This window comes from Pseudarthrobacter sp. MDT1-22, assembly GCF_054511035.1.
This window is the reverse complement of sequence record NZ_JBTNDK010000002.1, coordinates 250,494-274,765: the sequence shown is the minus strand read 5'-3', so window position 1 is coordinate 274,765 and position 24,272 is coordinate 250,494. Positions and strand designations below refer to the sequence as shown.

The following is a 24,272-nucleotide window of genomic DNA, read 5'->3' as shown; positions in this document are numbered from 1 at the left end:
TGAATGCCAACTCCCTCGAAATCTCTGGTTTTCCGCACCCGAAGCGGTTATGTTGTGAAGAACACCAAACCTGAAAACCAGACTCCGTGGAGGACGCAGAGCGTGACTGAACAACGTGTGCAGCAACGGAACTGGGCCGGAAACTTCGGCTACCGGGCGGAACGGATCGCGCACCCGCGCACCGTGGCGGAGCTGCAGGAACTGGTGGCCGGAGCCCGGACCATCCGCGCCCTGGGATCCCGCCATTCATTCAACGACATCGCCGACACTTCAGGCACGCTGGCGGCCCTGAACCTGCTGGATCCGGCCATCACTGTCGATGCTGAGAACCTGAACGTCACGGTGAGCGGAGGCACGCGGTACGGGACGCTCGCCGCGGAGCTGCAGCGGCAAGGTTTCGCCCTGCACAACCTGGCCTCGCTGCCCCATATTTCGGTGGCCGGTGCGGTGGCCACGGCCACGCACGGCTCCGGAGACGGCAACGGGAATCTGGCCACCGCCGTCGCCGGTTTGGAACTCGTGACCGCAGACGGCGGCATCCTCACCGCCCGCCGCGGCGAGACCATGGACTTTGACGGCATGGTGGTGGGACTGGGCGCCCTGGGAATCGTCAGCAGCGTGACCCTGGACATAGAGCCGGCCTTCCATGTTGCCCAGCACGTTTTTGAGGACCTGGATTGGGAGCGGGTTCTGGAGAATTTCGACGACGTCACCTCCTCCGCGTACAGCGTCAGCCTCTTCACTGACTGGAGCGGCAGTACCGTTGGGCAAGCATGGCTGAAGGGCCGGGTGTCGGATCCGGGAGTGGTGGCCGGCAGGCGGGACTTCTTCGGCGGCACCCCGGCCCTGTCGGCCCGGCATCCGCTCCCGGGCGTCTCCGGAAGTAACTGCACGGAACAACTCGGCGTGCCGGGGCCGTGGTCGGACCGGCTTGCCCACTTCAGGATGGAGTTCACGCCCAGCAAGGGCGACGAACTCCAGTCCGAGTACCTGGTGCCCCGGGAACACGCTGTGGATGCCATTCGCACGCTGCGCAAACTCTCCGGGGTCCTGACTCCCTTGCTCCTGGTCTCCGAGATCCGCACGATTGCTGCCGACCGGCTCTGGCTGAGCCCAAATTATGGTCGCGACGGCATCGGCCTGCACTTCACCTGGCGGCAGGACCAGCCAGCGGTGGAGGCGGTACTGCCACTGCTTGAGGCGGAGCTGGCGCCCTTTGCCGCACGGCCTCACTGGGGCAAGCTGTTCGACGGCGGTACTGCCGCCGTCGGGCCCCTGTACCCACGCTTCGATGACTTCAGGGCCCTGGCCGGCCGGCTGGATCCGGCCGGAAAGTTCCGCAACCGGTTCCTGGACTACGCGGTCTTCGGCTCCTGATATTGTCACGGATGATGTCCTCAGCAACCCGCCTCCCCGCAACGGCCAGCGATCCCGATCCGTCGCGGCGGAACAACCTTGCCCTGATCGCAACCCTGGTGCACCACCATGGTGTCCTCAGCCGAGCGGAGCTGACCAGACGGACGGGGCTGAACAGGTCCACGGTGGGGACGCTGGTGGGCCAGCTGGTGGCCCTCGGACTCGTCTATGAAGCGGCGCCGTCCGGCGAAGCCCAGGTTGGCCGTCCGAGCCCGGACGTAAGGCCTGATCCGTCCACGGCGGCATTGGCCGTGAACCCGGAAGTGGACGCCGTCACCATCGGACTGGTGAGCCTGGGCGGAAAAGTCCAGAAGAAGATCCGCTTCGCCACGGAGCGGATCCCCACCGCCAAGGAAGCAGTCAACATCGCTGCCGCAGTCATTGCAGGGATGCGGTCGGAGCTCGATGCGTCCTACCGGATCGTTGGCATCGGCTTGGCAGTGCCCGGCCTGGTCAACCGTGCCGACGGGGTGGTCCGCCACGCCCCCCATTTGGGTTGGCGCGACGAACCCGTGGCCCGGATGTTGGGCGAGGCCACCGGCTACCCGTGCCTGGCGGACAACGATGCCTCCCTGGGTGCGGAAGCCGAGCTCATTTTCGGGGCCGGCGCCGGCCGCGGCAACCTGGTCTACCTCAACGGCGGCGCCAGCGGCATCGGCGGCGGCGTCATTGCCGATGGAGCGTTGCTGCGCGGGTCCGCCGGATATGCGGGCGAGCTGGGACACACCTTCGTGCGCACCGCCGGCCAGATCTGCCACTGCGGCGCCTCCGGCTGCCTCGAAACCGAGGTGTCCCAGTCCCGGCTCTTCGACCTGGCAGGGCTCGGCGGCGGCGACGCCAGCCAGCTCGAAGCGGCCCTCCGCTCGAAAGCCAGTGCGGAGCTGGCCGCGGAAGTGGCCCGCCAACTGGGCTATCTGGGCATCACCCTGCGCAACGCGGTCAACACGTTCAACCCGGACGCGATCGTCCTCGATGGGTTCCTGGGCATTCTGCACGCACTCTCGCCTGACACGCTGGACGGCCTGATCCGGACCCAGGCCCTGGACGAGGCGGCGGGCCGGGCCAGGATCTACCGTGCCGCGCTGGGCTCCGATCTTATGATGATCGGGGCTGCCGAACTGGCGTTTACCCGATTACTCGCGGACCCGGCAGGCATCACTGCCCTGCCCGCACCTCCTGCGAAGGTGCGCTGAGCGGCCTGAGGACGGCACCTCCCCGTGGGCGGGCGTGCCCGGGGCAGTGCTCACGGCGCACGCTGCTTCCAGCAGGGATCGCGGCCATAGAATGTTGGACACCACCTTGTCTTCCACCGAAGGGTCCCTCGCATGGGCAACACGATTGACCGACGCCAGCCACGCCTGGAGGACGTGGCAGCGCGGGCAAAAGTGTCCCACCAGACGGTCTCGCGGGTCATCAACAACCACCCCAATGTCAGCAGCGCCACCAGGGAGAAAGTGGAAGCGGCGATTGCGGAACTCGGCTACCGGCGCAACACCGCCGCCAGGAGCCTGGTCACCCGGCGTTCGCAAACCATAGGTGTGCTCGCGGCCGAAATGGGGCAGTACGGCCCGGCCAACACCCTTCTCGGAGTCCAGCAGGCTGCCCGGGAGGCCGGTTACTTTGTGAGCATCGAGGCCATCAAGGAGGCCGGAGCAGATGCCATCTCGGACGCCGTCCGCCATCTCACGGACCAGGGCGCGGACGGGATCATCGTCATTGTGCCCCACGACGGTACCGTTCAGGCGCTGGAGGGCCTCACCCTGGACGTTCCCGTGATCCTTGTGGGTGCCGCCGGTGGGGGCCTCTTCAGCGGAGCGTTGGTGGACCAGAAGCTCGGGGCGCGCCTGGCGGTCTCGCACTTGATCGACCTGGGGCACCGGCGGATCGGGCATGTTTCCGGGCCCCAGGACTGGGTTGACGGCAGGTCACGTGCCGAGGGGTGGGGTGAGCGGCTCCGCGAGGCCGGCCTGGCTGATGACCTGTTGATCGAAGGGGACTGGAGCGCCGGCAGCGGGTACCGGATCGGCCGGCAGCTTGCCGCTGAGCGCACGGCAACGGCCCTGTTTGTGGGCAACGACCAGATGGCCCTGGGCCTGCTGCGCGCCTTCAGCGAAGCGGGGGTCCGCGTGCCCGACGACGTCTCCGTGGTGGGCTTCGATGACCAGCCTGAGTCGGGCTACTTCACGCCGCCGCTGACCACCGTGCGCCAGGACTTCGAGGAACTTGGCAGGAGCTGCCTGGGCGTTATGCTGAACGCCCTTGAGGGCGGCGCGGGCGCAGGCACCATCATGGTGGAGCCGGAGCTGGTTGTCCGCAGCAGCACGTCCGCTCCCGCCTGATTCCTTCCTGAGCGTCCCAGTCGCGGTCCACACTTGACGTGCCAATTGTTAGCGCTCACAATTGAATCAATCCGCGCTCACCGGACCAGCTATTTGGAGGACTTCATGGACGTCACAGTGGACGGCACAGACAACTACGTCATCGGCGTGGACTACGGAACGCTCTCGGGACGGGCCGTTGTGGTCCGGGTCCGTGACGGCAAGGAACTGGGCAGCGGTGTCTTCGGCTATCCGCACGCCGTGGTCACGGATTCCCTGCCGGCGGATGTAACGGGCGTTGCGGGCGACGGCGCCGCCCGGCTTCCCACGGAATGGGCACTTCAGGTGCCCAATGACTACCGCGACGTCCTCCGCCACGCCGTCCCCGCAGCGATCGTAGACGCCGGGATCAACCCGGCAGCCGTCGTCGGAATTGCCACTGACTTCACGGCCTGCACCATGGTGCCGGTCAAGGCCGACGGCACCCCGCTTAACGAACTGCCCGGCTTTGCCAGCCGCCCGCACGCCTACGTGAAGCTGTGGCGGCACCACGCCGCGCAGCCGCAGGCGGACCGGATCAACGCCCTGGCCGCCGAGCGCGGCGAAGCCTGGCTGCCGCGCTACGGGGGACTGATTTCCTCCGAGTGGGAATTCGCCAAGGGCCTGCAGCTGCTGGAGGAGGACCCGGAAGCCTACGCCGCCATGGACCACTGGGTGGAGGCGGCCGACTGGATCGTCTGGCAGCTTTGCGGCCAATACGTTCGTAACGCCTGCACCGCCGGCTACAAGGGCATCTACCAGGACGGCGGGTATCCCTCCGAGGACTTCCTCGCCGCGCTGAACCCGGAATTCAAGGACTTCGTCAGCACCAAACTTGAGCACACCATCGGCCGGCTCGGCGACGCCGCGGGCTACTTGACCACCGAGGCCGCCGCCTGGACCGGACTGCCGGAAGGCATCGCCGTGGCCGTCGGCAACGTGGACGCCCACGCCACAGCCCCCGCCGCAAAGGCAGTGGAGCCGGGGCAGCTGGTGGCCATCATGGGCACGTCCACCTGCCACGTTATGAACGGTTCAGATCTTCGCGAAGTGCCGGGCATGTGCGGCGTAGTGGACGGCGGGATCGTGGACGGCCTGTGGGGCTACGAAGCCGGACAATCCGGCGTAGGCGACATCTTCGGCTGGTTCACCAAGAACGGTGTCCCGCCGGAATACCACCAGGCGGCGGCCGCGGCAGGCCTGGGCATCCACGAATACCTCACCGAACTCGCCGCACACCAGGCCGTCGGAGAGCACGGTCTCATCGCCCTGGACTGGCACTCGGGGAACCGTTCGGTGCTGGTGGACCACGAGCTCTCCGGCGTGGTGGTGGGCCAGACCCTCGCCACCAAGCCCGAGGACACCTACCGCGCGCTGCTGGAGGCCACGGCCTTCGGCACCCGCACCATCGTGGATGCCTTCCGCGACTCCGGTGTGCCCGTCAAGGAGTTCATCGTGGCCGGCGGCCTGCTGAAGAACAAGCTGCTCATGCAGATCTACGCCGACATCACCGGCCTGCAGCTTTCGACCATTGGCTCAACCCAGGGTCCGGCGCTGGGATCGGCCATCCATGCCGCCGTTGCGGCCGGGAAGTACGCCAATATCCGCGAAGCCGCGGCCACCATGGGCTCGGAACCCGGCGACGTCTACACACCGATCCCGGAGAACGTGGCGGCCTATGAGGAACTGTTCCAGGAATACCGGACACTGTACGACTACTTCGGCCGGGGAGCCAATGACGTGATGCACCGGCTCAAGGCCATCCAGCGCAACGCCACCAAAGCACTCGTTGCGGCTGGAGCCTCCGCATGAGCGCCGCGCTTTCAGACACCCTGGAAACGATCGCCCGGATCCGTGCCGACGTCTGCGCCCTGCATGCCGAGCTCACCCGCTATGGGCTGGTGGTATGGACGGCAGGCAATGTCTCCGCGCGCGTTCCAGGCCATGACCTGATGGTCATTAAGCCGTCGGGCGTTTCCTACGATGACCTCACACCCGAGCAGATGGTGGTCACCGACCTGTATGGGGTACCCGTGGCGGGTGACGCCGCCGGTGAGTGGGGCAACCCGGGGCTGTCGCCGTCGTCGGACACGGCCGCGCACGCCTATGTCTACCGGCAAATGCCCGACGTCGGCGGCGTGGTGCACACGCACTCCACCTACGCCACGGCCTGGGCAGCGCGGGGCGAAGCGATCCCGTGCGTGCTGACCATGATGGGCGACGAGTTCGGCGGCACCATTCCGGTCGGACCGTTCGCACTGATCGGTGACGACTCGATCGGACAGGGCATCGTGGAGACTCTGAAGGACTCCAACTCGCCCGCGGTGCTGATGCAGAACCACGGCCCGTTCACCATCGGCAAGGATGCCAGGGACGCGGTGAAGGCTGCGGTGATGTGCGAGGAAGTGGCGCGGACAGTGCACATTTCCCGGCAGCTCGGCGAGCCGCTGCCGATCGACCAGGCCAAGATCGAATCCCTCTACGCGCGCTACCAGAACGTCTACGGCCGCTAGCTGGCCCGGACCCCGCACTTCACCGGACTTTCACAGGAGAAAACCATGAACAACGCCAACAGCACGTCCCTCGGCCACTACGAGGTCTGGTTCCTCACCGGCAGCCAGCACCTCTACGGCGACGATGTCCTCAAGCAGGTCGCCGCCCAGTCGCAGGAGATTGCCGCAGCGCTGAACGCCTCCTCCGACGTTCCCGTCAAGGTGGTCTGGAAGCCGGTCCTCACTGATTCGGACGCCATCCGCCGCACCGCGCTGGAAGCGAACTCGGACGATTCAGTGATCGGTGTGACGGCGTGGATGCACACGTTCTCCCCGGCCAAGATGTGGATCCAGGGCCTGGACCTGCTGCGCAAGCCGCTTCTGCACCTGCACACGCAGGCAAATGTTGAGCTGCCCTGGGCGGACATCGACTTCGACTTCATGAACCTGAACCAGGCCGCCCACGGCGACCGCGAGTTCGGCTACATCCAGTCCCGCCTCGGCATTCCCCGCAAGACCGTGGTGGGCCACGTGTCCAACCCGAAAGTCTCGCGCCAGGTGGGCGTGTGGCAGCGGGCGTCGGCCGGCTGGGCCGCGGTCCGGACCCTCAAGCTGACCCGCTTCGGTGACAACATGCGCAACGTCGCCGTCACCGAAGGCGACAAGATCGAAGCGGAGCTGCGCTTCGGCGTCTCCGTGAACACGTGGTCCGTCAACGAGCTCGCCGACGCCGTGCACGGCGCCGCAGAGTCCGACGTCGACGTCCTGGTTGCGGAATACGAGAGCCTCTACGAGGTGGTCCCGGAACTCCGCGCCGGGGGAGCGCGGCACGAGTCGCTGCGATACAGCGCCCGGATCGAACTGGGGCTGCGCAGCTTCCTTGAGGCCAACGGCTCCGCCGCGTTCACCACCTCCTTCGAAGACCTGGGCGAACTTCGCCAGCTGCCCGGCATGGCCGTGCAGCGGCTCATGGCCGACGGCTACGGCTTCGGCGCCGAAGGCGACTGGAAGACGGCCATTCTGGTCCGCGCCGCCAAGGTAATGGGCGCGGGCCTGCCCGGCGGCGCCTCCCTGATGGAGGACTACACGTACCACCTCGAGCCCGGCGCCGAGAAGATCCTGGGCGCGCACATGCTCGAGGTCTGCCCGTCGCTGACGGCCACAAAACCGCGCGTCGAGATCCACCCGCTCGGTATCGGCGGCAAGGAAGACCCGGTCCGGATGGTGTTCGACACCGACGCCGGCCCCGGTGTCGTGGTGGCGCTCTCGGACATGCGCGACCGATTCCGGCTCGTGGCGAACGCCGTCGACGTCGTGGACCTGGACGAGCCGCTGCCCAACCTGCCGGTGGCCCGGGCTCTCTGGTCGCCGAAACCCGACTTCGCCACGTCGGCCGCCGCGTGGCTCACCGCAGGCGCCGCGCACCATACGGTACTGTCCACGCAGGTGGGGCTGGACGTGTTCGAGGACTTCGCCGAAATTGCCAAGACCGAACTCCTCACCATCGATGAAGGCACCACCATCAAGCAGTTCAAGAAGGAACTCAACTGGAACGCCGCCTACTACAAGCTGGCCGGCGGCCTGTGAACGGCGTCGAACTTCAGCTCGTCTCGCGGGACTACACCGCCTCCATTGTGCAGCGCGGCGGTGCCCTCAGGCGGCTGGCCTTCCAGGGCCGGGACCTGGTGGTGCCGTTCGACGCAGATGCGCCCATCCCGGACTACCGGGGGATCATCGCTGCGCCGTGGCCCAACCGGATCGCCGATGGCACCTACCGGTTTGCCGGCGTCGAACACCAACTCCCCATCAACGAACAGGAGCGGAGCACGGCACTGCACGGGCTCTCATTCGACCGTTTGTGGACCGTTGAACGCAGCGGTGCCGACGCGGTGAGCCTGTCCTGTGAGATCCCCGGGGCCCCAGGGTATCCGTTCCACCTTCGGCTCCACGTGGACTACAAGCTGGACGACGCCGGGCTGCACACCACCGTCACGGCAAGCAACGCCGGCGACGAGGCGGCCCCTTACGGGGTTTGTCCGCACCCGTATCTGTTGGCGGGACCCGCACCGTTGGATGAGTGGACGGTCGGGATCCCCGCGGGGTCTTTCCTCGAGGTCACGCCGGACCGGCTCCTGCCGGTCGCCACCCGGACGGTGGAGGGGCATCAGTTCGACTTCCGGGCGCCGCGGGCAATCGGCGGCACGCAGATCGACCACGCCTTCACCGACCTTGAGTTCGACGACGGCGGCCGCGCCCAGCTGATCGCCAGGGACCCCGGCGGAAGCGGAGTGGGCATGGCCTGGGACCGGGCATGCCCCTGGCTGCAGATCCATACCGCAGACAAACCCGCCCCCGCAGCCAACAGGCTGGGCCTGGCGGTTGAGCCGATGACCTGTCCGCCGGACGCCTTCAACAGCGGCCAGGACCTGGTGCAGCTGGAGCCGGGCAGCAGCCACCAGGCCGGCTGGAGCATCTTCGCCGCCTGATGCCGCCTGATGCCACCTGATGGCGGCGCTGACACGCACAGAAACGGCCGGCCCCGGCAGTCTGCCGGGGCCGGCCGCTTCAGTGGACAAGCAGGTCAGTGGACAAGCAGGTCAGTGCACAATCAAGCCAGTGCACGCGCACGTCAGTGCGCCAGCAGCGTCTCGAGCGGTTCTCCGGCCGCGATCCGTGCCAGCAGCTCCGGCTCGGCCGCATCGGAGGCGAGCGCCTGCTCCAGGACAGCTGCCGTCTCCCGCGGGGACAACACAATCTCGCCGTTATCGTCGCCCAGCACCCAGTCGCCGGGGGCCACGTCAACGCCCCCGCATGTCACGGGAACGTTGACCGCAGACCGACGTGCGTGCCGGCTTGGCGTCGCCGAAGAACTCCGCATAGACGCGGTTGTACTCCTACAGCTGCCCCGGGTCGGTGAGGTAGGTGTTCACCTTGACTACCTGGGCCGGCCCGGATCCAGCGGCCTCCAGCACCGTGGTGAGGTTTCGGATTGTCTGGCGGACCTGTTCCTCGAACGTTTCGGGCTGGTGGTCCAGTTCCGTGATGGCGGGGATTTGGCCGGCCGTGAATACGAACCCGTTGGCCACCACTGCCTGGGAGAAGGGGCCGACGGCGGCCGCCCCGCCGGGGATCTCAGCGATCCGCCGAATGGTCCCCGCGGGGAGGCTGCCGTCACTTCGCCGCCGCCTCGACGGGGGACTCGTCGACGGCGTCGATGTTGCCGTAGCGGGTCTCCGTCAGAATCACGAGCGCCCCGAGCGACACCAGGGAGGCTCCCATGATGTACCAGGCGATGGACGAGCTCTGGTGCGTGACGCCCAGGAGCCAGGTGGCGATGAACGGTGTCGCGGCGCTGCCCAGGAGTCCTGAGAGCATGTACGCCACCGACACGGGGAGAGTGCCACGGCAGCCGATTCAGCTTCGAGCGCTTGCAGAATGCTGCCGCCCTCTCCAAGGCTGGTTGCCATTCCCTGCGGCTTGGCAGGACTGCTGAGCATGGCCCGCTGTGGCCCGGATCCGGGGTACCGCGCCACGGTGACATCCAGCACCGCGCCCGCGAGCTGCGGCGTCGCCAGCGCCTCGCTCTGGGCAGCAAAATCGAGGACGACGACGACCGTTCCGTCGGGTGCGCGGAGCCAGGTCCGCTGCTGCTGGAGCCGCCCGTCGTCGCTGCGGTGGGCGCCGAGCACCAGCCACGGCCCATGCAGTGCCTCGGTGCCCTGAACGTCGGCGGCAGGCGTGGCCCAGCCGACGGCCACCCGGAGATCCGCAAGCTCTTTGCCGCTCAAGGTGTCCCGCTTGCTCCAAGCCTTGGTCACTGCCCACCAGCGGCCCGCCCGCAGCAGCAGGTGATCTGCCCAATCGGTCCGTGCGTGCACATCCGATCCCATTGTCCGTACCTGTTCAGCCAAACCCGGGAGCTGGGCGTCGACGAGCCGTGCTGCCACTCCGTCCCACCAGGCATACGGCTGGGTGCGGGCAGTTGCCAAGCTTGTCCGCACCAGATCAGTCAGCCACCGGGCAAAGTCGTCCATCCCGGCATCCATCAGAGCTATTCGGTCGGCCAGCCGCTTGGCCTGGGCCGCCGGATGCACCGGCTGGTCAGGCTGGCGCCGCTCCCTTACGGTGGCCCGTTCCGCCCGCTGGGCCGCCCATTCCTGGGCGAAATCAGCGGTCTTCGCCCCGGCGTCGGCCGCTTCGCCGCGAGACCACAGAAGCAGCAGCGCCAGCGCGTGCTTGCAGGGAAACTTCCGGCTGGGGCAGGAACATCTGTAGGCAGGCGCGGCAGTATCCACGCTCACCTGGGGGGGAATCTTGCCGCTGCCTTGGCACTTGCCCCAGACCAGGACATCGTTGCTGCCTGTATCGGACCATGGACCCTGACGTGCCAGCTTACGGGCGGCTGCCAGGGAGGATGCGTCGGGAGCGGCGTTGATAACCCGCTCCTCGCTCCAACGCCCCATGAAGCACATTGTGCCCGATGCCACAGGAAGCGTAAGCGAGGCGGCGCGGCGTGGCGGCGGTGCGGGGGGCGGCAACCCGCGTTCCGGCCGGATCCGAAGCAAGATTGCCGGAATCTTGACCCAAACCGGCATGCTGGTGCACCCATTGCCGTTTAGGGTGGGCCCAATGGTTCAGGCGGCCGGATCAAAATCACCAGCGTTCGGAGCGCACTAAGTGGCCCAGAAAACGAAATCCTGCCTTCACCTTGGAGCGAAAAAGTGGACGACAAACCAGGCACCGCCGCGGGACACGAGGAAGATCACAATTGTCCGACGAGCCGAAGGCCAGGCCCCCTCTCTATGGCAATTACCAGGATCTGTGGCCCTAAACCGTCGGCTCAGCGCCGCTTACGTTTGGACCGTTGCTCCTCCCGCCGCTCGGAGCTGTCACGCTCTGCGGAACGCTGCGATTTCCCTGCCACCACCACCCTCTGGTGCCACTCGCGCTGGTAGGCCCGGCGGGCGGCGGCATCGGTGCGGCGGGCCAGGGCGGCGAGTTCGCGCTGGAGTTTGCCTTAGCTGAGCCAGCGGCGTTCGTCCAGCGTCCCGTCCGCCAAGGCCGCCTGCACGGCGCAGCCGGGCTCCTGCTGGTGGGCGCAGTTGGAGAACCGGCACAGGCCGGCGAGTTTCTCCACGTCCCCGAACATCTCGCCTAGGCCTTCATCGGCGTCGATCAGGCCGAATCCCCGGACGCCCGGAGTGTCCATGAGGACTGCTCCGTTAGGCAGCGGCACGAGTTCGCGCGACGTGGTGGTGTGCTTGCCTTTGAAGTCGCCGGAGCGGACCTCGCGGGTGTGCTGGACCTCGCGTCCCGCCAGCGCGTTGATGAGCGTGGACTTGCCGGCGCCCGAGGGGCCGAGGAGGACCAGCGTGCCGTGCGGCGGCAAGTGCGCCAGCAGCGCATCGATCCCGTCGCCGTTCTCTGCTGACGTTGTGACCATGTCCACGCCTGCCGCCTGCAGGATGACCTTCCCGACGACGTCGTCCGCTATGTCTGCAAGATCGGCTTTGGTGATGATCACCAACGGAACCGCGCCGGAATCCCAGGCTGCCACGAGTGTGCGTTCCAGGCGGTTGTGCGTGAGCGGCCGGTCCACCGGGACCACCACACCCACCACATCCATGTTCGCGGCCAGCACCTGCGCCTCCGATGAATCTTCAAAGGCGCGCTTCCGGCTGAGCTCAGACCGGCGCGGGAGGATCCCGGTGATCTGGCGGACACCCGAGCGGTTGGGCCCGATCCAGACCCAGTCGCCGGTGACCGGAACGCCGGCGTCGAGTGGGTACGGCAGGTGGAGCAGTTCGCCGCCAACGTTGGTTCGCTGGGTGGCGGGTCCGGTGTTGGGGCTGGTGGGCGTCGAAATGACAGGCGACGGCGGGGGAGTAGCCGTACCTTGTGGGCCCTTCGGGGCCGGGGGCTGAATCGGAGGTTGATGGGGAGTAGCTGTCCAAGCGTGTGCCTGAGGAATTGTTCAAGGTGAGTCCTCGGGAGAGTTCTCCAGACTCCGGAATCAGCGCAGCCCTGCGGCCGTTAGGCCTGTCCGTTGGTGTGTTGCGCGCTTACGCCGTGCGGATGCTGGAGACGTTGGTGATTGGTTTGATGCGTGCGTGGCACTCTGGGCGCGGGGCCGTAGCAGTCATCAAAACCACCTCCGTTTCTCTCCAGATGTCCGGATGCTGTCACGGACTCTCGGCTCTGAGTTTAGCTGCCCGGGGTTGAGTTGAATAGGGAAGCTTCCGCTTCGTCCGGCCGCGCCGGTTCCCGTCAGCCGGTGGGGCCGGTCAGTTGATAGTTCAGCAGCACGATGCCGGACGGAAAGGAGCGGCACTTCCGGAGCGCAAGCTTTTTCCATTCGCTGATCCTGCCGAAGAAGGGCACTCCGCCGCCGAGGATGACCGGCACGACGGCGACGCCCAGTTCGTCCAGCAGGCCCAACTCGATGAATTCAGTGATGAGCTGACCGCCGCCGAACACGCAAATGTCCTTCTCCTCAGGGATGGCGGGCTTTATCCGGGCGACAAGATCGCGCAAATCTCCGGAGTGCAGGTGCGTGTTCCGTCCCGTGGCCAGAGTTTCATCGTGGGAGAGGACATACGTTGGAACCGCGGAGCCCCGGCCGCCCATTGCCGCCATTTCCCGGTATGTATTGGCACCCACGACATAGGCTCCGGTTCTGCGCTCAGTTGCCTCGCATCCGTAGTCCTCGTTCTTGGCCATGGCATCGTTCAGCCATGACAGGTCCCCGCTCTCTGAACGGATGTAGCCGTCGAGGCTGACCGCCATGCCGCCAAACATAGTGCCCATAGTCGCGACGCTATCCAGCGCCGATGTCACGGTCAAGACCACCACTTCGCTAGCCGAAAACGCCGGCTGGCGCACCTCCGGTGGCGGCCTATTTGTGGATTCCGATGCCGCGGGTTTTGCCGCCCACCGCGAATATGAACACATCGAGCGGATCGGGGCTGCACAGATCATTTCGCGGCTGGAGCGCAGGACCATCCAAACGTTCGAGGTTACGGCGGACGCCTAGGTTTATCAGCCCCGGGCTGCAGCCACTACGCGCTCGCCGTTGAAGTATTCGAGGTGCCAGCCCTCGGTGGCATGGTAGTGGGCAAGGTTCAGCACCGCGTTGTCGATCCTGTGCAATGTGCGGCCGATGGCGCGGTTAAGGCTCACCCGGAGGAGTGTGCCGTGTGCGACCACAAGGACGCGGCGGGCGGGGAATTCTTCGGCTAGTGCTTCCAGTGCACCCAACCCGCGCGCAGCCGCGTCTTCCTCGCTTTCGGCGCCGCGGTAGCCACCGGGTATGCGCAGGGCCTCCAGCTCGGGGCCGGCCTGCAACCCCTCTGCCGGTCCGAAGCTGCGTTCGGCGAGCGCCGGAATGTGCCGCGTAACGCTCAGCCCCAGCCCGTCCGCAATCACGCTGGCGGTTTCCGCGGCACGGCTAAGCGGCGAGGACACGATCGCATCCCACTCGTAGTCTGACAGGACGTCGACGGCGTCGCGCGCCTGGCCGCGGCCGACGTCGTTCAGCGGAATGTCGGTGGCTCCCTGGAGCCGACGCTGCGCATTCCAGTCTGTCTGGCCATGGCGGATCAGGGCGAAGGTCGTAAGGGTCATGCTGTCTATTCTGCCCTGACGGCGGGCTCGGTCCGGGCGGCCGCGAAGATTAGGGCAACCTTTCTAGGCCCAAGGGTCCGGTCCGGCGTTGCGGTCGATGAAGTCCAGGACAGCCGGATGGGCGGGATCAATGAGATGCCCGCCCGGGACCAGAACCGTATGGGTAAAGGGCAACGCACCCGACAACCTTGCGTTCACGGACCGGCAGGCCTCGGGGGAGTCCTCGGCGGAGACGATCAGGGCGGGCCGGCGGATCCCGGCGAGTTGCTCCTCGTTCAGTTCCAATGCATCGTCGCTGAGATCCAGGCCGTGGCCGTTGATTTCGGCCAGGACAGCGTGGCTCGTGCCGGCAAACATCTGTTTGAGCCCGGGGGGAAACGACTCCCACGTCGCGTCCCCCAGGGCTTCCCGGATCACAATCTCGGCGGCAAGCCCGGGCTGACCGTCCGTGCGCTCAAGCACACGGCGGCGCAGGCCGCGGGCCCAGGCGTCGGCATCCGGAGCGATGGTGAACAACGCCGGTTCCAATAGGACCAGCGCTTTGACTTTGTCCGGGAAACGGCGGGCAAGTTCGACGGCGATCAGGCCGCCTGTGCTGCGGCCGATCACGATTGCCGGCCCGGCATGGAGCGCCGCCAGGACTGCCGCTGCGTCGTCGACATGATCCACCAGGTCCAAGGTCGCGAACGGCCGCGGCGGGGCACTGCGGTGGAAACCCCTGCGGTCGTAGATGATGCAGCGGCCATGCCGGGCGAGTTCGGTTGCGGCGTCCGCCCACATCACAGCCGAACTGGGTGTTCCGTGCACGCCTAGTATTGGCGTCCCTTGGCCGCTCTCTTCGTAGTAGAGATCAACACCGTTGACGCTGAGGTGGGGCATGTCGTCAGCCTGGAGTTCGCGCGCTCACCGCAGGACACCACCCGGGCTCAGGGGCCCGGCCAGTGTTCTCGGTCGAATCCATAGGGGTTGGGAGCAGCGTTCCGCTCAGCCGCTGCGGCGGGGCCGTTCCGTTCGTTGTCGTGATGAGGTGGCGGGGCGTGCGGGTCCGAAGCCTGCTTCAAGGGCACGCGGGGCGCGGTCTCTACGGGTGCATCTTCGGCCAAGGGGAACCTCACAGACACAGAAGGTTGGCCCGCTGCTTGAACCGATAGAGGCATCCTAACCCCAAGGGAGCGTTCTGTCGCTGGTAAATGCTCGTAGCCCGGCAGCTGCTTCCGTGTCAGGATCAGGTATGCCACACCGCCTGATGCTGCTTGATACTGCGTCACTGTACTTTCGCGCCTTTTATGGCTTGCCGGACACGATCCGCCGTGCTGACGGAACGCCGGTCAACGCGGTTCGCGGTCTCCTGGACATGATCGCCCGCCTCACCACGGATTACGGGGCAACGCATCTGATTGCCTGCTGGGACGACGACTGGCGTCCGCAGTGGCGCGTGGACCTCATCCCGACCTACAAGTCGCACCGGGTTGCCGAACTTGTGTCGGATGCCCCCGACGTCGAGGTCGTCCCGGACGCGCTCGAGGCGCAGCTTCCGATGATCCGCCGCGTGCTCGAACTCGCCGGCATCGCCATCGTGGGGGCCGCGGAACACGAGGCCGACGACGTCGTCGGTACTTATGCCAGCCATGCAGACCTTCCCGTCGATGTGGTCACCGGAGATCGTGACCTTTTCCAAACAGTCAACGATGACCGTCAGGTGCGGGTGATCTACACCGCGCGGGGCATGAGGAACCTCGAAGTCGTGACCGACGCCGTCGTCGTCGGGAAGTACCGCGTGCTGCCCCAACAGTATGCCGATTACGCCACCCTGCGCGGCGACGCCTCCGACGGGCTGCCAGGCGTGGCCGGCATCGGCGAGAAGACCGCTGCTTCGCTCCTTGGCGAGTACGGCACACTGGAGAACCTGCTCGCTGCAGCCGCTGACGGTGGCGGACTATCCGCCTCGGTTCGGTCAAAGCTGGCCGCGGCCGCCGACTACCTCACGGTCGCGCCAACGGTTGTGAAAATCGTGCGCGACCTCCCGCTTCCCACCCTCGAGGAAGCCGGAGCACAGCTGCACCCCGTCGGCGGGGAATCGCGCGCCGAGCTGGAGCGTCTCGCCGTCGAATGGAACCTTGGAGGCTCGGTCAAACGGCTGCTCGACGCGCTTGACCGGCAGTAGCGGTGATTGCTGCAAGGCCCAGCTAGACCGTTTGCGGGATTCTCCACTCCGGCCATGGCTCGTCGAGCGGTGCCTGTTGCCAGCTCCACTCCGGCACGGGATCGACAGGGCGCAGATCTGAAGCAGGCGGTTCGGCGGGCAGGATGTCTTCGGGCACGTCAGGACCAAGTTCCTGATGTCCTAGTCTGCTCATGATGTGGGGTGGCCAGTAGGGTGGTTCCCAGTCCTGTTGTTCGCTGGCGTACTGACGGCCTGTCGGTGAGATCCAGCCGGGTGGCTTGCCGGCGCTCGCCCCGGTGGGTGTCCAGGCGGTTGTGTGTTTCAGACTGTGGTGTTTGTGGCATGGCTGGCCGAGGTTGCTGAGGCCGGTGGTGCCGCCGTCGGCCCAGGCGAGGAGGTGGTCGGCCTCATTGTCCAGAGACTGGTTGGTGCAGCCGGGGAACGGGCATTTGCCGTCCCGCAGGCGGAGCCATTGCCGCATGCTGACGGGGATGCGGTAGCTGGTACGCCCGATCTCCAGCGGTGCCCCGTCGCGGGGGTCTGTAAGGACCCGGTGGAACGATGTGGAACTTTCGGCCATGAGCCGGCTGGCCATCGACGTCGGGATGGGCCCATATCCGTCGAGCATGGCGGGCTCGTCGGTGAGGCCCATCAGGGCGAACACCGGCACAGTCACCAGAACCTGCGCCGACGGTGACGGCACGTGCTCCGCAGTGCCGCCAAGGAGCCACCCGGCGGCCACGTCGGCGCGGATTTGGCTCAGGTTCCGGTCCTCATGGGGTCCTTGGAGGGCGCGGGCCGCCGTGGTGGTGCGGTCCCAGATCCCGGCCGCCTGGTCCGCGGGGAGGTACGCGCTCAGCCAGGCCATGCCGTCCCGGTCCGGGGCGAACTCCAGCCGGCGATCCAGGGCGCTTTTGGTGTGGCGTTTTTCGATGCTGTCCGGATGGTGGCGTTCGCGCCAGGTCCGGGCTTTGTGCCGGAACCTGGACGGAACGAGTTCCCCCGCGGGACAGCATTGTGCCGGGTTGGGTGCGTCCGGGTCCAGGAAGTGGGCTTCCAGGGCGGCGGCGCCAGCCGGGTTCAGGCTGGCGGTTTCGTCGACCATGGCCCGGGCGTGCTGCCACGAAATGTTCCCGTCCTGCAGGGCGGCCAACGTCAGCGGGAGGGTGGTTGTCAGTTCGTGGGCCTCGGACAGAAGCGCACCGGCCGTCCGTTCGCTGACCGTCAGGACGCACGCCACCTCAGCGACTACCGCCATCTCCTGAGCGATGCGGCCCTGCGGCAGCGCGTTCGGGGAGGCCATCGCCCGTGTGGTGTCTGTGAATCCGGCGGCGGCGTGGACCACCAGGGCAGCCGTCGCAGCTTGCAGTCGTGCGGCCACCGCGAGCGTGTCCAGCCAGCCGTCAGACTGCTGCCGCAGCGGATCCGGATCCCCTGGACCGGTGAAGCCTGCGCCAGGGATCACCTCAGCAAGCGCAGCGACAGAAGCCTTGATGGCCTCCAAAGCCTCCACCGCTGTTGTCCTTTTCATACTCACATCATCTTGCGAGCCACTGACATTTAAGGTCCCCTCTAGCCAGTAACGAGAAATACTTTGGGAAAGTTTTTCGCGTGGGGCCTCAAGTGTCCGTTCGCGCAGGGGTGTGGGGGAGTGGCCGCAAGGGTCCGTTCGCGCAGCGTGCGGGCCTGGAACGGTGCCGCGCTCTGACGCGTTGGCAGCTCAGTCAGCCGCAGAGAGGAACCGGCCGTTCCTGATCCGCGACGGGCCAAAGACGACGGTCAGCGGGGCAATCGTCCGCGGCCGGTGATCCCGCGACAGGGGACGGCCGACGGCGACATGGGGCACCCAGTGCGGGTACCGGTAGCCCAGCGCCGGGGAGCTGAGGATGAAGTCGTCCATATTGTCCACGAGGAGCCGGTCCAGGAGATCATGCAGGCCCTGCACCAGAAACACCTGGTAGTCGTGCACGCGATCGGGCACATCCACTTCGAGCCCGGAAATGCCGCCGCCACCCAGCACGATCACTTGTTCCGAGGTGCCCGCAAACCCGTCCAGAACGGGCAGGCCCTGCAACCAGCCCGTCGTGCGCCGGGCGGCTTCACCGGCCGAGGTGATCCCCTTGGTCCAGTCCGCGACGTCCTGCGCAAAATCCGCCAGGATGCCGATATGCAGCAGCGTCAGGTGCAGCCCCTGCGGCCTGCGCAGGGCATTGACATAGCTGGCCAGCGCATCGTAGTCGGACGGGCCCGCACCAACCGTGAGGACGGGAACCTCCACTGTGATGCGCGGAACCGGCTGCATGGGACCCCCTCACAGTGGCACGGACTCTTGGGCTCTGGCTGCCATTATCCTCCGCTGCGGCCACCCCGTCCCGGCGCGTGCTCTTGCCCTTGCGCCCGCCAGGGTGTCGAATCAGAGAAACATGATTCGGCCCGGTGCATGGCAAAGACGCCAGGAGGTTCCCATGTCAGTGAAAGCCGCAAAGGACGCAGCACGGACACCGGGGCGGGGAGGGCCGGAGGTGCGCCGGGCTGATGCTCCGCACGGCATCGCGGCAACAGATCCGGAACAGGTGCGCAACGTGGCGCTCGTGGGGCATTCGGGAGCCGGGAAGACCCTGCTGATCGAAGCAATGCTGGCCGCCCACGGCATGATTTCACGCAAAGGCTCCATCGCGGAGGGCACCACCGTCAGCGATTCTGACCCTTCGGCAGTGCGGCAGCAACGGTCGGTCACGCTGTCCCTGGTTCCGCTGCTCGTCGACGGGACCAAGGTGAACCTCCTGGATACTCCGGGATATCCGGACTTTATCGGCGAACTTCGGGCGGGGCTCCGGGCTGCGGACGCCGCCCTCTTTGTTGTCTCCGCCGTTGACGGCATCGACGCCACCACTACGGCGCTCTGGGGCGAATGCGAAAGCCTCGGGATGCCGCGGGCTGTGGTCATCACCCGCCTGGACCACCCTCGGGCAGATTACGACGGCGTCCTGGCCGCCTGCCAGCAGGCGTTCGGCGACGCGGTGCTGCCGTTGTACGTCCCGGTCAGGTCCGGCGGCGAAACCAGCGGGCTGCTGGGACTGCTGACGGGCACAGTCTCTGACTACTCCGCCGGGGAGGCGGCGGCAGGTTCCCGGGACGTTGACGCCGGCGAGCGCGCGGCGTCGGAAGCCGCCCGGGGCCGGCTCATCGAAGGGATCATCGCCGAGAGCGAGGACGAGACCCTGATGGACCGCTATCTGGGTGGTGAGGACATCGATACCGATGTCCTCACCGCGGACCTGGAAACCGCCGTCGCCCGCGGTTCCTTTTTCCCGGTGGTGCCGGCCTCGGCTGTCACCGGACTCGGCACGGCGGAACTGCTGGAAGTCCTGACCCGGGGCTTCCCGTCGCCGGTGGAGGGCGGCCTCCCGGAGGTGACTGACCTGGCGGGCGCTCCAGCGGCGGCCTTGGCCTGTGACCCGGACGGGCCGCTGGCCGCTGAGGTGGTCCGCACCACCATTGATCCGTTCCTGGGGAGGGTCTGCCTGACGCGTGTATTTTCAGGTACTTTGCGTGCTGACACTCCAGTGCACGTCGGCGGGCACGGGCTCGCGGACCGCGGCCATCAGGACCATGACACCGACGAGCGCGTCACCCACCTGTATTCTCCGCTGGGCCCCAACCTGCGTCCGGTGGCGCACTGCGTGGCCGGTGACATCTGTGCGGTGGCGAAACTGGGAAGCGCCGAAACCGGGGACACCATTTCGGCGAAGGACCAGCCGCTCCTGCTGGCTACCTGGGAGATGCCGGAGCCGCTGATGCCGGTGGCCGTCGAGGCGGACTCGCGCAGTGACGAAGACGCGCTGGCGCGGAGCCTGGCGAAGGTGGCCGCCGGCGATCCCACGCTGCGTGTTGAGCGGAACGCGGAAACACACCAGCTGATCCTCTGGTGCATGGGGGAGGCCCATGCCGACGTGGTGCTGGACAGGCTGCGCGACCAGGGCGTGAAGCTGCACACCGTTGACGTAGTGACGCCACTGCGGGAAACGTTCGCCGCCCCGGCAACGGGCCACGGCCGGCACGTCAAACAGTCCGGCGGCCACGGGCAGTATGCCGTCTGCGACATCGACGTGGAGCCGCTGGACCGTGGCGGCGGGTTCGAATTCGTCGACAAAACGGTGGGCGGGGTGATCCCAGGAACGTTCATCTCCTCCGTGGAGAAAGGGGTGCGTGCGCAGATGCAGAAAGGGCTGGCTGCCGGGTTCCCCGTGGTGGACCTCCGCGTCACGCTGGTGGGCGGCAAGGCCCACAGCGTTGACTCTTCCGACGCCGCCTTCCAGGCGGCGGGGGCCCTGGCGCTCCGGGAGGCTGCCGCGGCCGGTCGCATCCAGCTGCTCGAGCCGGTTTCCGCGGTCAGCATCACCGTGTCCGAGGCGCACGTGGGGGCCGTGATGAGTGACCTCTCAGCACGCCGCGGACGGCTCACCGGCACGGCCACCTCCGGTAGTGAGCTGACCGAAATCAGCGCGGAAGTCCCGGACCAGGAACTGCTGAAGTACGCTGTGGAGCTGCGGGCGCTGACTGCCGGGACCGGCCGGTTCCGGCGCCGGTACCTCAGGCATGACCCGGTGCCCAGCGGCTCATCAACGCCACGTTTATGAACGCCACGTCATGAACGGATCGTCATGAACGCCGCCGCGCGGAAGATCCAGCGCATCTACCTCACCCTGACGCTGGGCAACACCCTTGCGGCCTCCTTCATCTGGGGCATCAATACGCTCTTTCTGTTGGATGCCGGGCTGAGCAACCTGGAAGCATTCGCGGCCAACGCCTTTTTCACGGCCGGCATGGTCCTGTTCGAAGTGCCTACCGGGGTCATCGCGGACGGTTGGGGACGCCGGGTCTCATTCCTTCTCGGAACTGTGACCCTGGCTGCCTCCACCTACCTGTACTACCTGCTCTGGCAGTTGTCCGCTCCCTTCTGGGCCTGGGCAGTGGTGTCGGTCCTGCTGGGCCTGGGCTTCACGTTCTTCTCCGGGGCCGTGGAGGCTTGGCTGGTGGATGCGTTGCGTTTCTCCGGCTACGACGGTGAGTTGGAGGCAGTGTTCGGGCGGGCATTGATGGTCTCCGGCATCGCGATGCTCGTCGGTTCGACGGCCGGCGGCGTGATTGCCCAGGCCACCGACCTCGGCGTGCCGTTCCTGTTGCGCGTTGGAGTGCTCCTGGCGATGTTCGGGGCGGCCTTTTGGCTGATGCGCGATGTGGGCTTCACTCCGGAACGTTCTCCCCATCCGCTCAAGGCGAGCCGGGACGTGCTGTCCGCCTCCATCGACAACGGCCTGAAAAACCCGCCCGTACGGTACATCATGCTCGCAGCGCCTTTCAGCGCCGGCGTCGGGATCTATGTTTTCTATGCCCTGCAGCCCTACCTGCTGGAGCTCTTCGGTGACCCGCGCGCCTACTCCGTCGCCGGCCTCGCGGCGGGCATTGTGGCCGGGGCCCAGGTGGTGGGCGGCTGGCTGGCGCCCATGGTCCGGCGCCTGGTCCACAAACGCACCACGGTCCTGGTAGCGAGCAGCAGCATGGGCGCCTTGATCCTAGTGGCTCTCGGTATCACGCGTGTGTTTTGGGTGGCGTTGCTGCTGCTGGTGTTGTGGGCGCTGATCTCAGCGGCGGGCACTCCGGTGCGGCAGGCCTATTTGAACGACATGATTGCTTCAAAGCAGCGGGCAACGGTGCTCAGCTTCGATTCACTCATGGGATCCAGCGGTGGAATTGTGGTGCAGCCGCTGATGGGCCGGGCAGCGGACGTGTACGGCTACCCCCTTTCGCTTGCCATCAGCGGTGTGATCGAACTGTTCGCCGTGCCGTTCCTGCTGGCGAGCCGGCGGCGGCGCTCGCCGGCCGACACAGCAACCACCGAAGCCGGCACACCGGCCTGAAGCCATGGCCTCGGCACAAAAAAGTTGAGCCTTGAGAGTCCCAACCCGGCGGAGTATCGTGGCGCAAACCCACCCTGCGCAACACCCCGACTTGGGAGAGATCATGCCTAGTGTGCGACGTCAATTAGCTGCTGTAACGGCTGTTCTGGCCTTGAGCGTGACGGGTGGGGCGGTGACCAGCCCCGCGTTCGCAGATCCCCGCGCGACCGATAAAACACCGATGGCGACCGGGTACGGCGGGGCGGTGAGCACCGTTGACCCGGAGGCGTCCGCTGCGGCTATCGAGGTCCTGCGCGACGGCGGCAATGCGGCGGATGCCGCCGTGGCCGCGGCCGCGACCCTGGGTGTGACCGAGCCATACAGCGCCGGCGTCGGCGGAGGCGGATACTTCGTGTTCTACGACGCGAAGACCGGCAAAGTGGGAACCATCGATGGTCGGGAAACGGCTCCGGCAACGATGCCGACCACTGCGTTCGTGAATCCGGCCACCGGCGTCGTATACACGTTCGCAGAGCTCGTCTCGAGCGGCGTCTCCGTGGGCGTCCCCGGAACGCCGGCGACGTGGGAACGGGCGCTGGAGCGTTGGGGGACGCTGGACCTTGACGAGGCCCTCGAACCTGCCATCAAGGTGGCCAACCGCGGCTTCGTGGTGGACGAGACCTTCCGCCAGCAGACACTCGACAACAAAGTCCGGTTCTCGGCCTTCCCCGCCACGGCGAGTCTCTTCCTGCCCGGCGGTGACGCTCCCGCCGTCGGCAGTATTTTCCACAGCAAGGACCTCGCCAAGACGTACCGGCTCCTCGCGAAGGAGGGAACGGATGCCTTCTACGGCGGACAGCTCGCGACGGAGATCGCGGCAACTGTCAAGGACCCGCCGAAAGACCCCGCCTGGGTGCCTCCTGTGACTGTCCCGCCCACCAGCATTCCAGCCCTTCCGGGCTACCTGACGACGGCGGATCTCGCCGCATACCGGACGCTGGACCAGGAACCCACACATGTGGAGTACCGCGGCTACGACGTTTACGGCATGGCGCCCTCCAGCAGCGGTGGCACAACTGTGGGCGAAGCGCTGAACATCCTGGAACCGTTTGACTTGTCGCCCACGGCTAAACCAGCTGCCCTGCACCACTACCTCGAAGCCAGCGCGCTCGCCTTCGCAGACCGCGGCAAGTACCTCGGGGACCCGGCATTTGTCGACGTCCCCACCGAAGCCCTCACCGACCCGGTGTTTGGCAAGGAGCGGGCGTGCGCCATCGATCCGGGGACGGCGGCAATCAAGCCGGTACCGGCAGGGGACGTGTCAGACTACAACGGCGTGTGCCCGGTTGCACCTGCGGCAGCCGCAGACGAGAAGGACACCGAAAACATCTCCACGACCAACCTGACTGTCGCCGACAAGTGGGGGAACGTGGTGGAATACACTCTCACCATCGAGCAGACTGGCGGGTCCGGCATCGTGGTGCCCGGCCGTGGGTTCCTGCTCAACAACGAGCTCACCGACTTCTCCTATACGTCGACCAATCCGGAGGACCCGAACCGGATCGAGCCGGGGAAGCGTCCGCGCTCGTCGATGTCTCCCACCATCATGCTCAAGGACGAAAAGCCGTTCCTGGCGCTCGGTTCGCCCGGCGGATCGACCATTATCACCACGGTGCTGCAGACCATCCTCAACAGGGTGGACTTGGGTATGAGCATTTTGGACTCGCTCGCGGCCCCGCGTGCGTCCCAGCGCAACACAGCCAATGTCACGGCCGAGCCGGAGTTCATCAAGCAGTACGGAGACGCCTTGGCACCATACAAACACAAACTGGTACCCGCAGGTGACGCCTTCACGTCGGCTGCAGAGATCGGCGCCGCGACGGCCATCGAGTTTGGGCCCGGCAAGAGCATGACCGCGGTTGCCGAGCCCCTGCGGCGCGGTGGCGGTTCCGCGATGGTGGTCAAACCGTCGCGGTGAGACGGGGTGCCGCGGTGAGCCGGATGGCCGGGGTGGGCCGGGTTACTGCCCCATCCCGGGCCGGACGGGGACAAACTCGATGCTGGTCTGCACCTTTTTCTGCGGGCCACGGGAAAAACCTTTGGCATCAAGGTGGTTCTGGGCGCGGTACACCGCCAAGGCGTCGTCGTAGATCTCGTTGAGCCGGCGGCCGGAGAATTCCTCTTGGGAGCCGTCGCTGAACGTGACTGTCACGGCGGCACTGGCTGGAAAGTGCCTTTTCATGCGGATGAAGCCTTCGGAGTCCTGCTGGAGGTTGATCAAGGGAAGTCCTGCTTTCGTGGTCGATGACCTCCAGTCTGA

Annotated in this window: 21 protein-coding genes and 2 pseudogenes; 12 read left to right on the top strand and 11 right to left on the bottom strand. The window is 66.7% G+C overall.

What is annotated here, in order from left to right:
* The first annotated feature begins 102 nt into the window (after positions 1-102).
* The 7 genes from ACX80M_RS03165 to ACX80M_RS03135 all read left to right on the top strand — a co-directional run bounded on the left by ACX80M_RS03165 (position 103) and on the right by ACX80M_RS03135 (position 8,751).
* Positions 103-1,377, top strand: coding sequence for an FAD-binding protein (locus ACX80M_RS03165; protein ID WP_459308787.1), 1,275 nt, complete (start codon positions 103-105; stop codon positions 1,375-1,377).
* 11 nt (positions 1,378-1,388) lie between these two features.
* The gene (locus ACX80M_RS03160) at positions 1,389-2,609 is read left to right on the top strand and encodes an ROK family transcriptional regulator (protein WP_459308785.1); all 1,221 of its coding nucleotides are present in this window, start codon (positions 1,389-1,391) and stop codon (positions 2,607-2,609) included.
* A gap of 132 nt (positions 2,610-2,741) precedes the next feature.
* The gene (locus ACX80M_RS03155) at positions 2,742-3,755 is read left to right on the top strand and encodes a LacI family DNA-binding transcriptional regulator (RefSeq protein ID WP_252613731.1); all 1,014 of its coding nucleotides are present in this window, start codon (positions 2,742-2,744) and stop codon (positions 3,753-3,755) included.
* Positions 3,756-3,860: 105 nt separating this feature from the next.
* Complete coding sequence (araB, locus tag ACX80M_RS03150; protein WP_252613732.1) at positions 3,861-5,585, top strand: ribulokinase; 1,725 nt, start codon at positions 3,861-3,863, stop codon at positions 5,583-5,585.
* Positions 5,582-6,286, top strand: coding sequence for an L-ribulose-5-phosphate 4-epimerase (locus tag ACX80M_RS03145; RefSeq protein ID WP_252598723.1), 705 nt, complete (start codon positions 5,582-5,584; stop codon positions 6,284-6,286). Before araB ends, ACX80M_RS03145 begins: the two co-directional genes overlap by 4 nt.
* Positions 6,287-6,331: 45 nt before the next feature.
* Positions 6,332-7,852: an L-arabinose isomerase gene (araA, locus tag ACX80M_RS03140; protein WP_459308782.1), complete on the top strand. Its 1,521-nt coding sequence runs from the start codon at positions 6,332-6,334 to the stop codon at positions 7,850-7,852.
* Positions 7,849-8,751: an aldose 1-epimerase family protein gene (locus ACX80M_RS03135; RefSeq protein WP_459308780.1), complete on the top strand. Its 903-nt coding sequence runs from the start codon at positions 7,849-7,851 to the stop codon at positions 8,749-8,751. The genes araA and ACX80M_RS03135 overlap by 4 nt, the downstream gene beginning before the upstream one ends.
* A gap of 143 nt (positions 8,752-8,894) precedes the next feature.
* Here the strand turns inward: ACX80M_RS03135 and ACX80M_RS03130 are convergent, their stop codons facing one another.
* The 6 genes and pseudogenes from ACX80M_RS03130 to ACX80M_RS03105 all read right to left on the bottom strand — a co-directional run bounded on the left by ACX80M_RS03130 (position 8,895) and on the right by ACX80M_RS03105 (position 13,072).
* Positions 8,895-9,062, bottom strand: a complete 168-nt coding sequence (locus ACX80M_RS03130; protein WP_252613785.1) for an RraA family protein — start codon at positions 9,060-9,062, stop codon at positions 8,895-8,897.
* 12 nt (positions 9,063-9,074) lie between these two features.
* Positions 9,075-9,143: pseudogene (locus tag ACX80M_RS03125) on the bottom strand (hypothetical protein); the annotation flags it as partial.
* A 16-nt stretch (positions 9,144-9,159) separates the two neighbouring features.
* Complete coding sequence (locus tag ACX80M_RS03120) at positions 9,160-9,351, bottom strand: RidA family protein (RefSeq protein WP_459308778.1); 192 nt, start codon at positions 9,349-9,351, stop codon at positions 9,160-9,162.
* A 156-nt stretch (positions 9,352-9,507) separates the two neighbouring features.
* Positions 9,508-10,728 (bottom strand): SWIM zinc finger family protein, encoded by a 1,221-nt coding sequence (locus ACX80M_RS03115; RefSeq protein WP_252607915.1) that lies wholly within the window; start codon positions 10,726-10,728, stop codon positions 9,508-9,510.
* 377 nt (positions 10,729-11,105) lie between these two features.
* Positions 11,106-12,243, bottom strand: a pseudogene (rsgA, locus tag ACX80M_RS03110) (ribosome small subunit-dependent GTPase A).
* A 289-nt stretch (positions 12,244-12,532) separates the two neighbouring features.
* The gene (locus tag ACX80M_RS03105; protein WP_459308775.1) at positions 12,533-13,072 is read right to left on the bottom strand and encodes a dihydrofolate reductase family protein; all 540 of its coding nucleotides are present in this window, start codon (positions 13,070-13,072) and stop codon (positions 12,533-12,535) included.
* Between ACX80M_RS03105 and ACX80M_RS03100 the strand changes: the two genes are divergently transcribed.
* The gene (locus ACX80M_RS03100) at positions 13,050-13,298 is read left to right on the top strand and encodes a hypothetical protein (RefSeq protein WP_459308773.1); all 249 of its coding nucleotides are present in this window, start codon (positions 13,050-13,052) and stop codon (positions 13,296-13,298) included. The two genes, ACX80M_RS03105 and ACX80M_RS03100, sit on opposite strands and share 23 nt — an antisense overlap.
* A 5-nt stretch (positions 13,299-13,303) precedes the next feature.
* On the opposite strand, the gene ACX80M_RS03095 is transcribed toward ACX80M_RS03100, so the two are convergent.
* Both ACX80M_RS03095 and ACX80M_RS03090 read right to left on the bottom strand, forming a co-directional pair.
* Positions 13,304-13,888 (bottom strand): histidine phosphatase family protein, encoded by a 585-nt coding sequence (locus tag ACX80M_RS03095; protein ID WP_252598731.1) that lies wholly within the window; start codon positions 13,886-13,888, stop codon positions 13,304-13,306.
* A 63-nt stretch (positions 13,889-13,951) separates the two neighbouring features.
* On the bottom strand, positions 13,952-14,767 hold the full coding sequence (locus ACX80M_RS03090) for an alpha/beta fold hydrolase (RefSeq protein WP_252607919.1): 816 nt from the start codon (positions 14,765-14,767) through the stop codon (positions 13,952-13,954).
* 352 nt (positions 14,768-15,119) lie between these two features.
* Between ACX80M_RS03090 and ACX80M_RS03085 the strand changes: the two genes are divergently transcribed.
* The gene (locus tag ACX80M_RS03085; RefSeq protein WP_252607920.1) at positions 15,120-16,052 is read left to right on the top strand and encodes a 5'-3' exonuclease; all 933 of its coding nucleotides are present in this window, start codon (positions 15,120-15,122) and stop codon (positions 16,050-16,052) included.
* Positions 16,053-16,074: 22 nt separating this feature from the next.
* On the opposite strand, the gene ACX80M_RS03080 is transcribed toward ACX80M_RS03085, so the two are convergent.
* Positions 16,075-17,583, bottom strand: coding sequence for an HNH endonuclease signature motif containing protein (locus ACX80M_RS03080; RefSeq protein ID WP_252607921.1), 1,509 nt, complete (start codon positions 17,581-17,583; stop codon positions 16,075-16,077).
* A 189-nt stretch (positions 17,584-17,772) separates the two neighbouring features.
* Entirely contained in the window at positions 17,773-18,354 is a 582-nt protein-coding gene (locus tag ACX80M_RS03075; protein ID WP_252598735.1) for a hypothetical protein, read from the bottom strand.
* 163 nt (positions 18,355-18,517) lie between these two features.
* Here ACX80M_RS03075 and ACX80M_RS03070 point away from each other — a divergent pair, with 163 nt between their 5' ends.
* From ACX80M_RS03070 to ACX80M_RS03060, 3 genes are all read left to right on the top strand, one after another.
* On the top strand, positions 18,518-20,692 hold the full coding sequence (locus tag ACX80M_RS03070) for an elongation factor G-like protein EF-G2 (protein ID WP_252598736.1): 2,175 nt from the start codon (positions 18,518-18,520) through the stop codon (positions 20,690-20,692).
* Between the two features lie 24 nt (positions 20,693-20,716).
* Positions 20,717-21,973, top strand: a complete 1,257-nt coding sequence (locus ACX80M_RS03065; protein ID WP_252598737.1) for an MFS transporter — start codon at positions 20,717-20,719, stop codon at positions 21,971-21,973.
* Between the two features lie 103 nt (positions 21,974-22,076).
* Entirely contained in the window at positions 22,077-23,930 is a 1,854-nt protein-coding gene (locus ACX80M_RS03060) for a gamma-glutamyltransferase family protein (protein ID WP_459308769.1), read from the top strand.
* A gap of 42 nt (positions 23,931-23,972) precedes the next feature.
* Here ACX80M_RS03060 and ACX80M_RS03055 read toward each other — a convergent pair whose 3' ends face one another.
* Positions 23,973-24,233 carry a hypothetical protein gene (locus tag ACX80M_RS03055; RefSeq protein WP_252598739.1) on the bottom strand — a complete coding sequence of 87 codons (261 nt, stop codon included), beginning with the start codon at positions 24,231-24,233 and terminating at the stop codon, positions 23,973-23,975.
* Positions 24,234-24,272 lie beyond the last annotated feature (39 nt).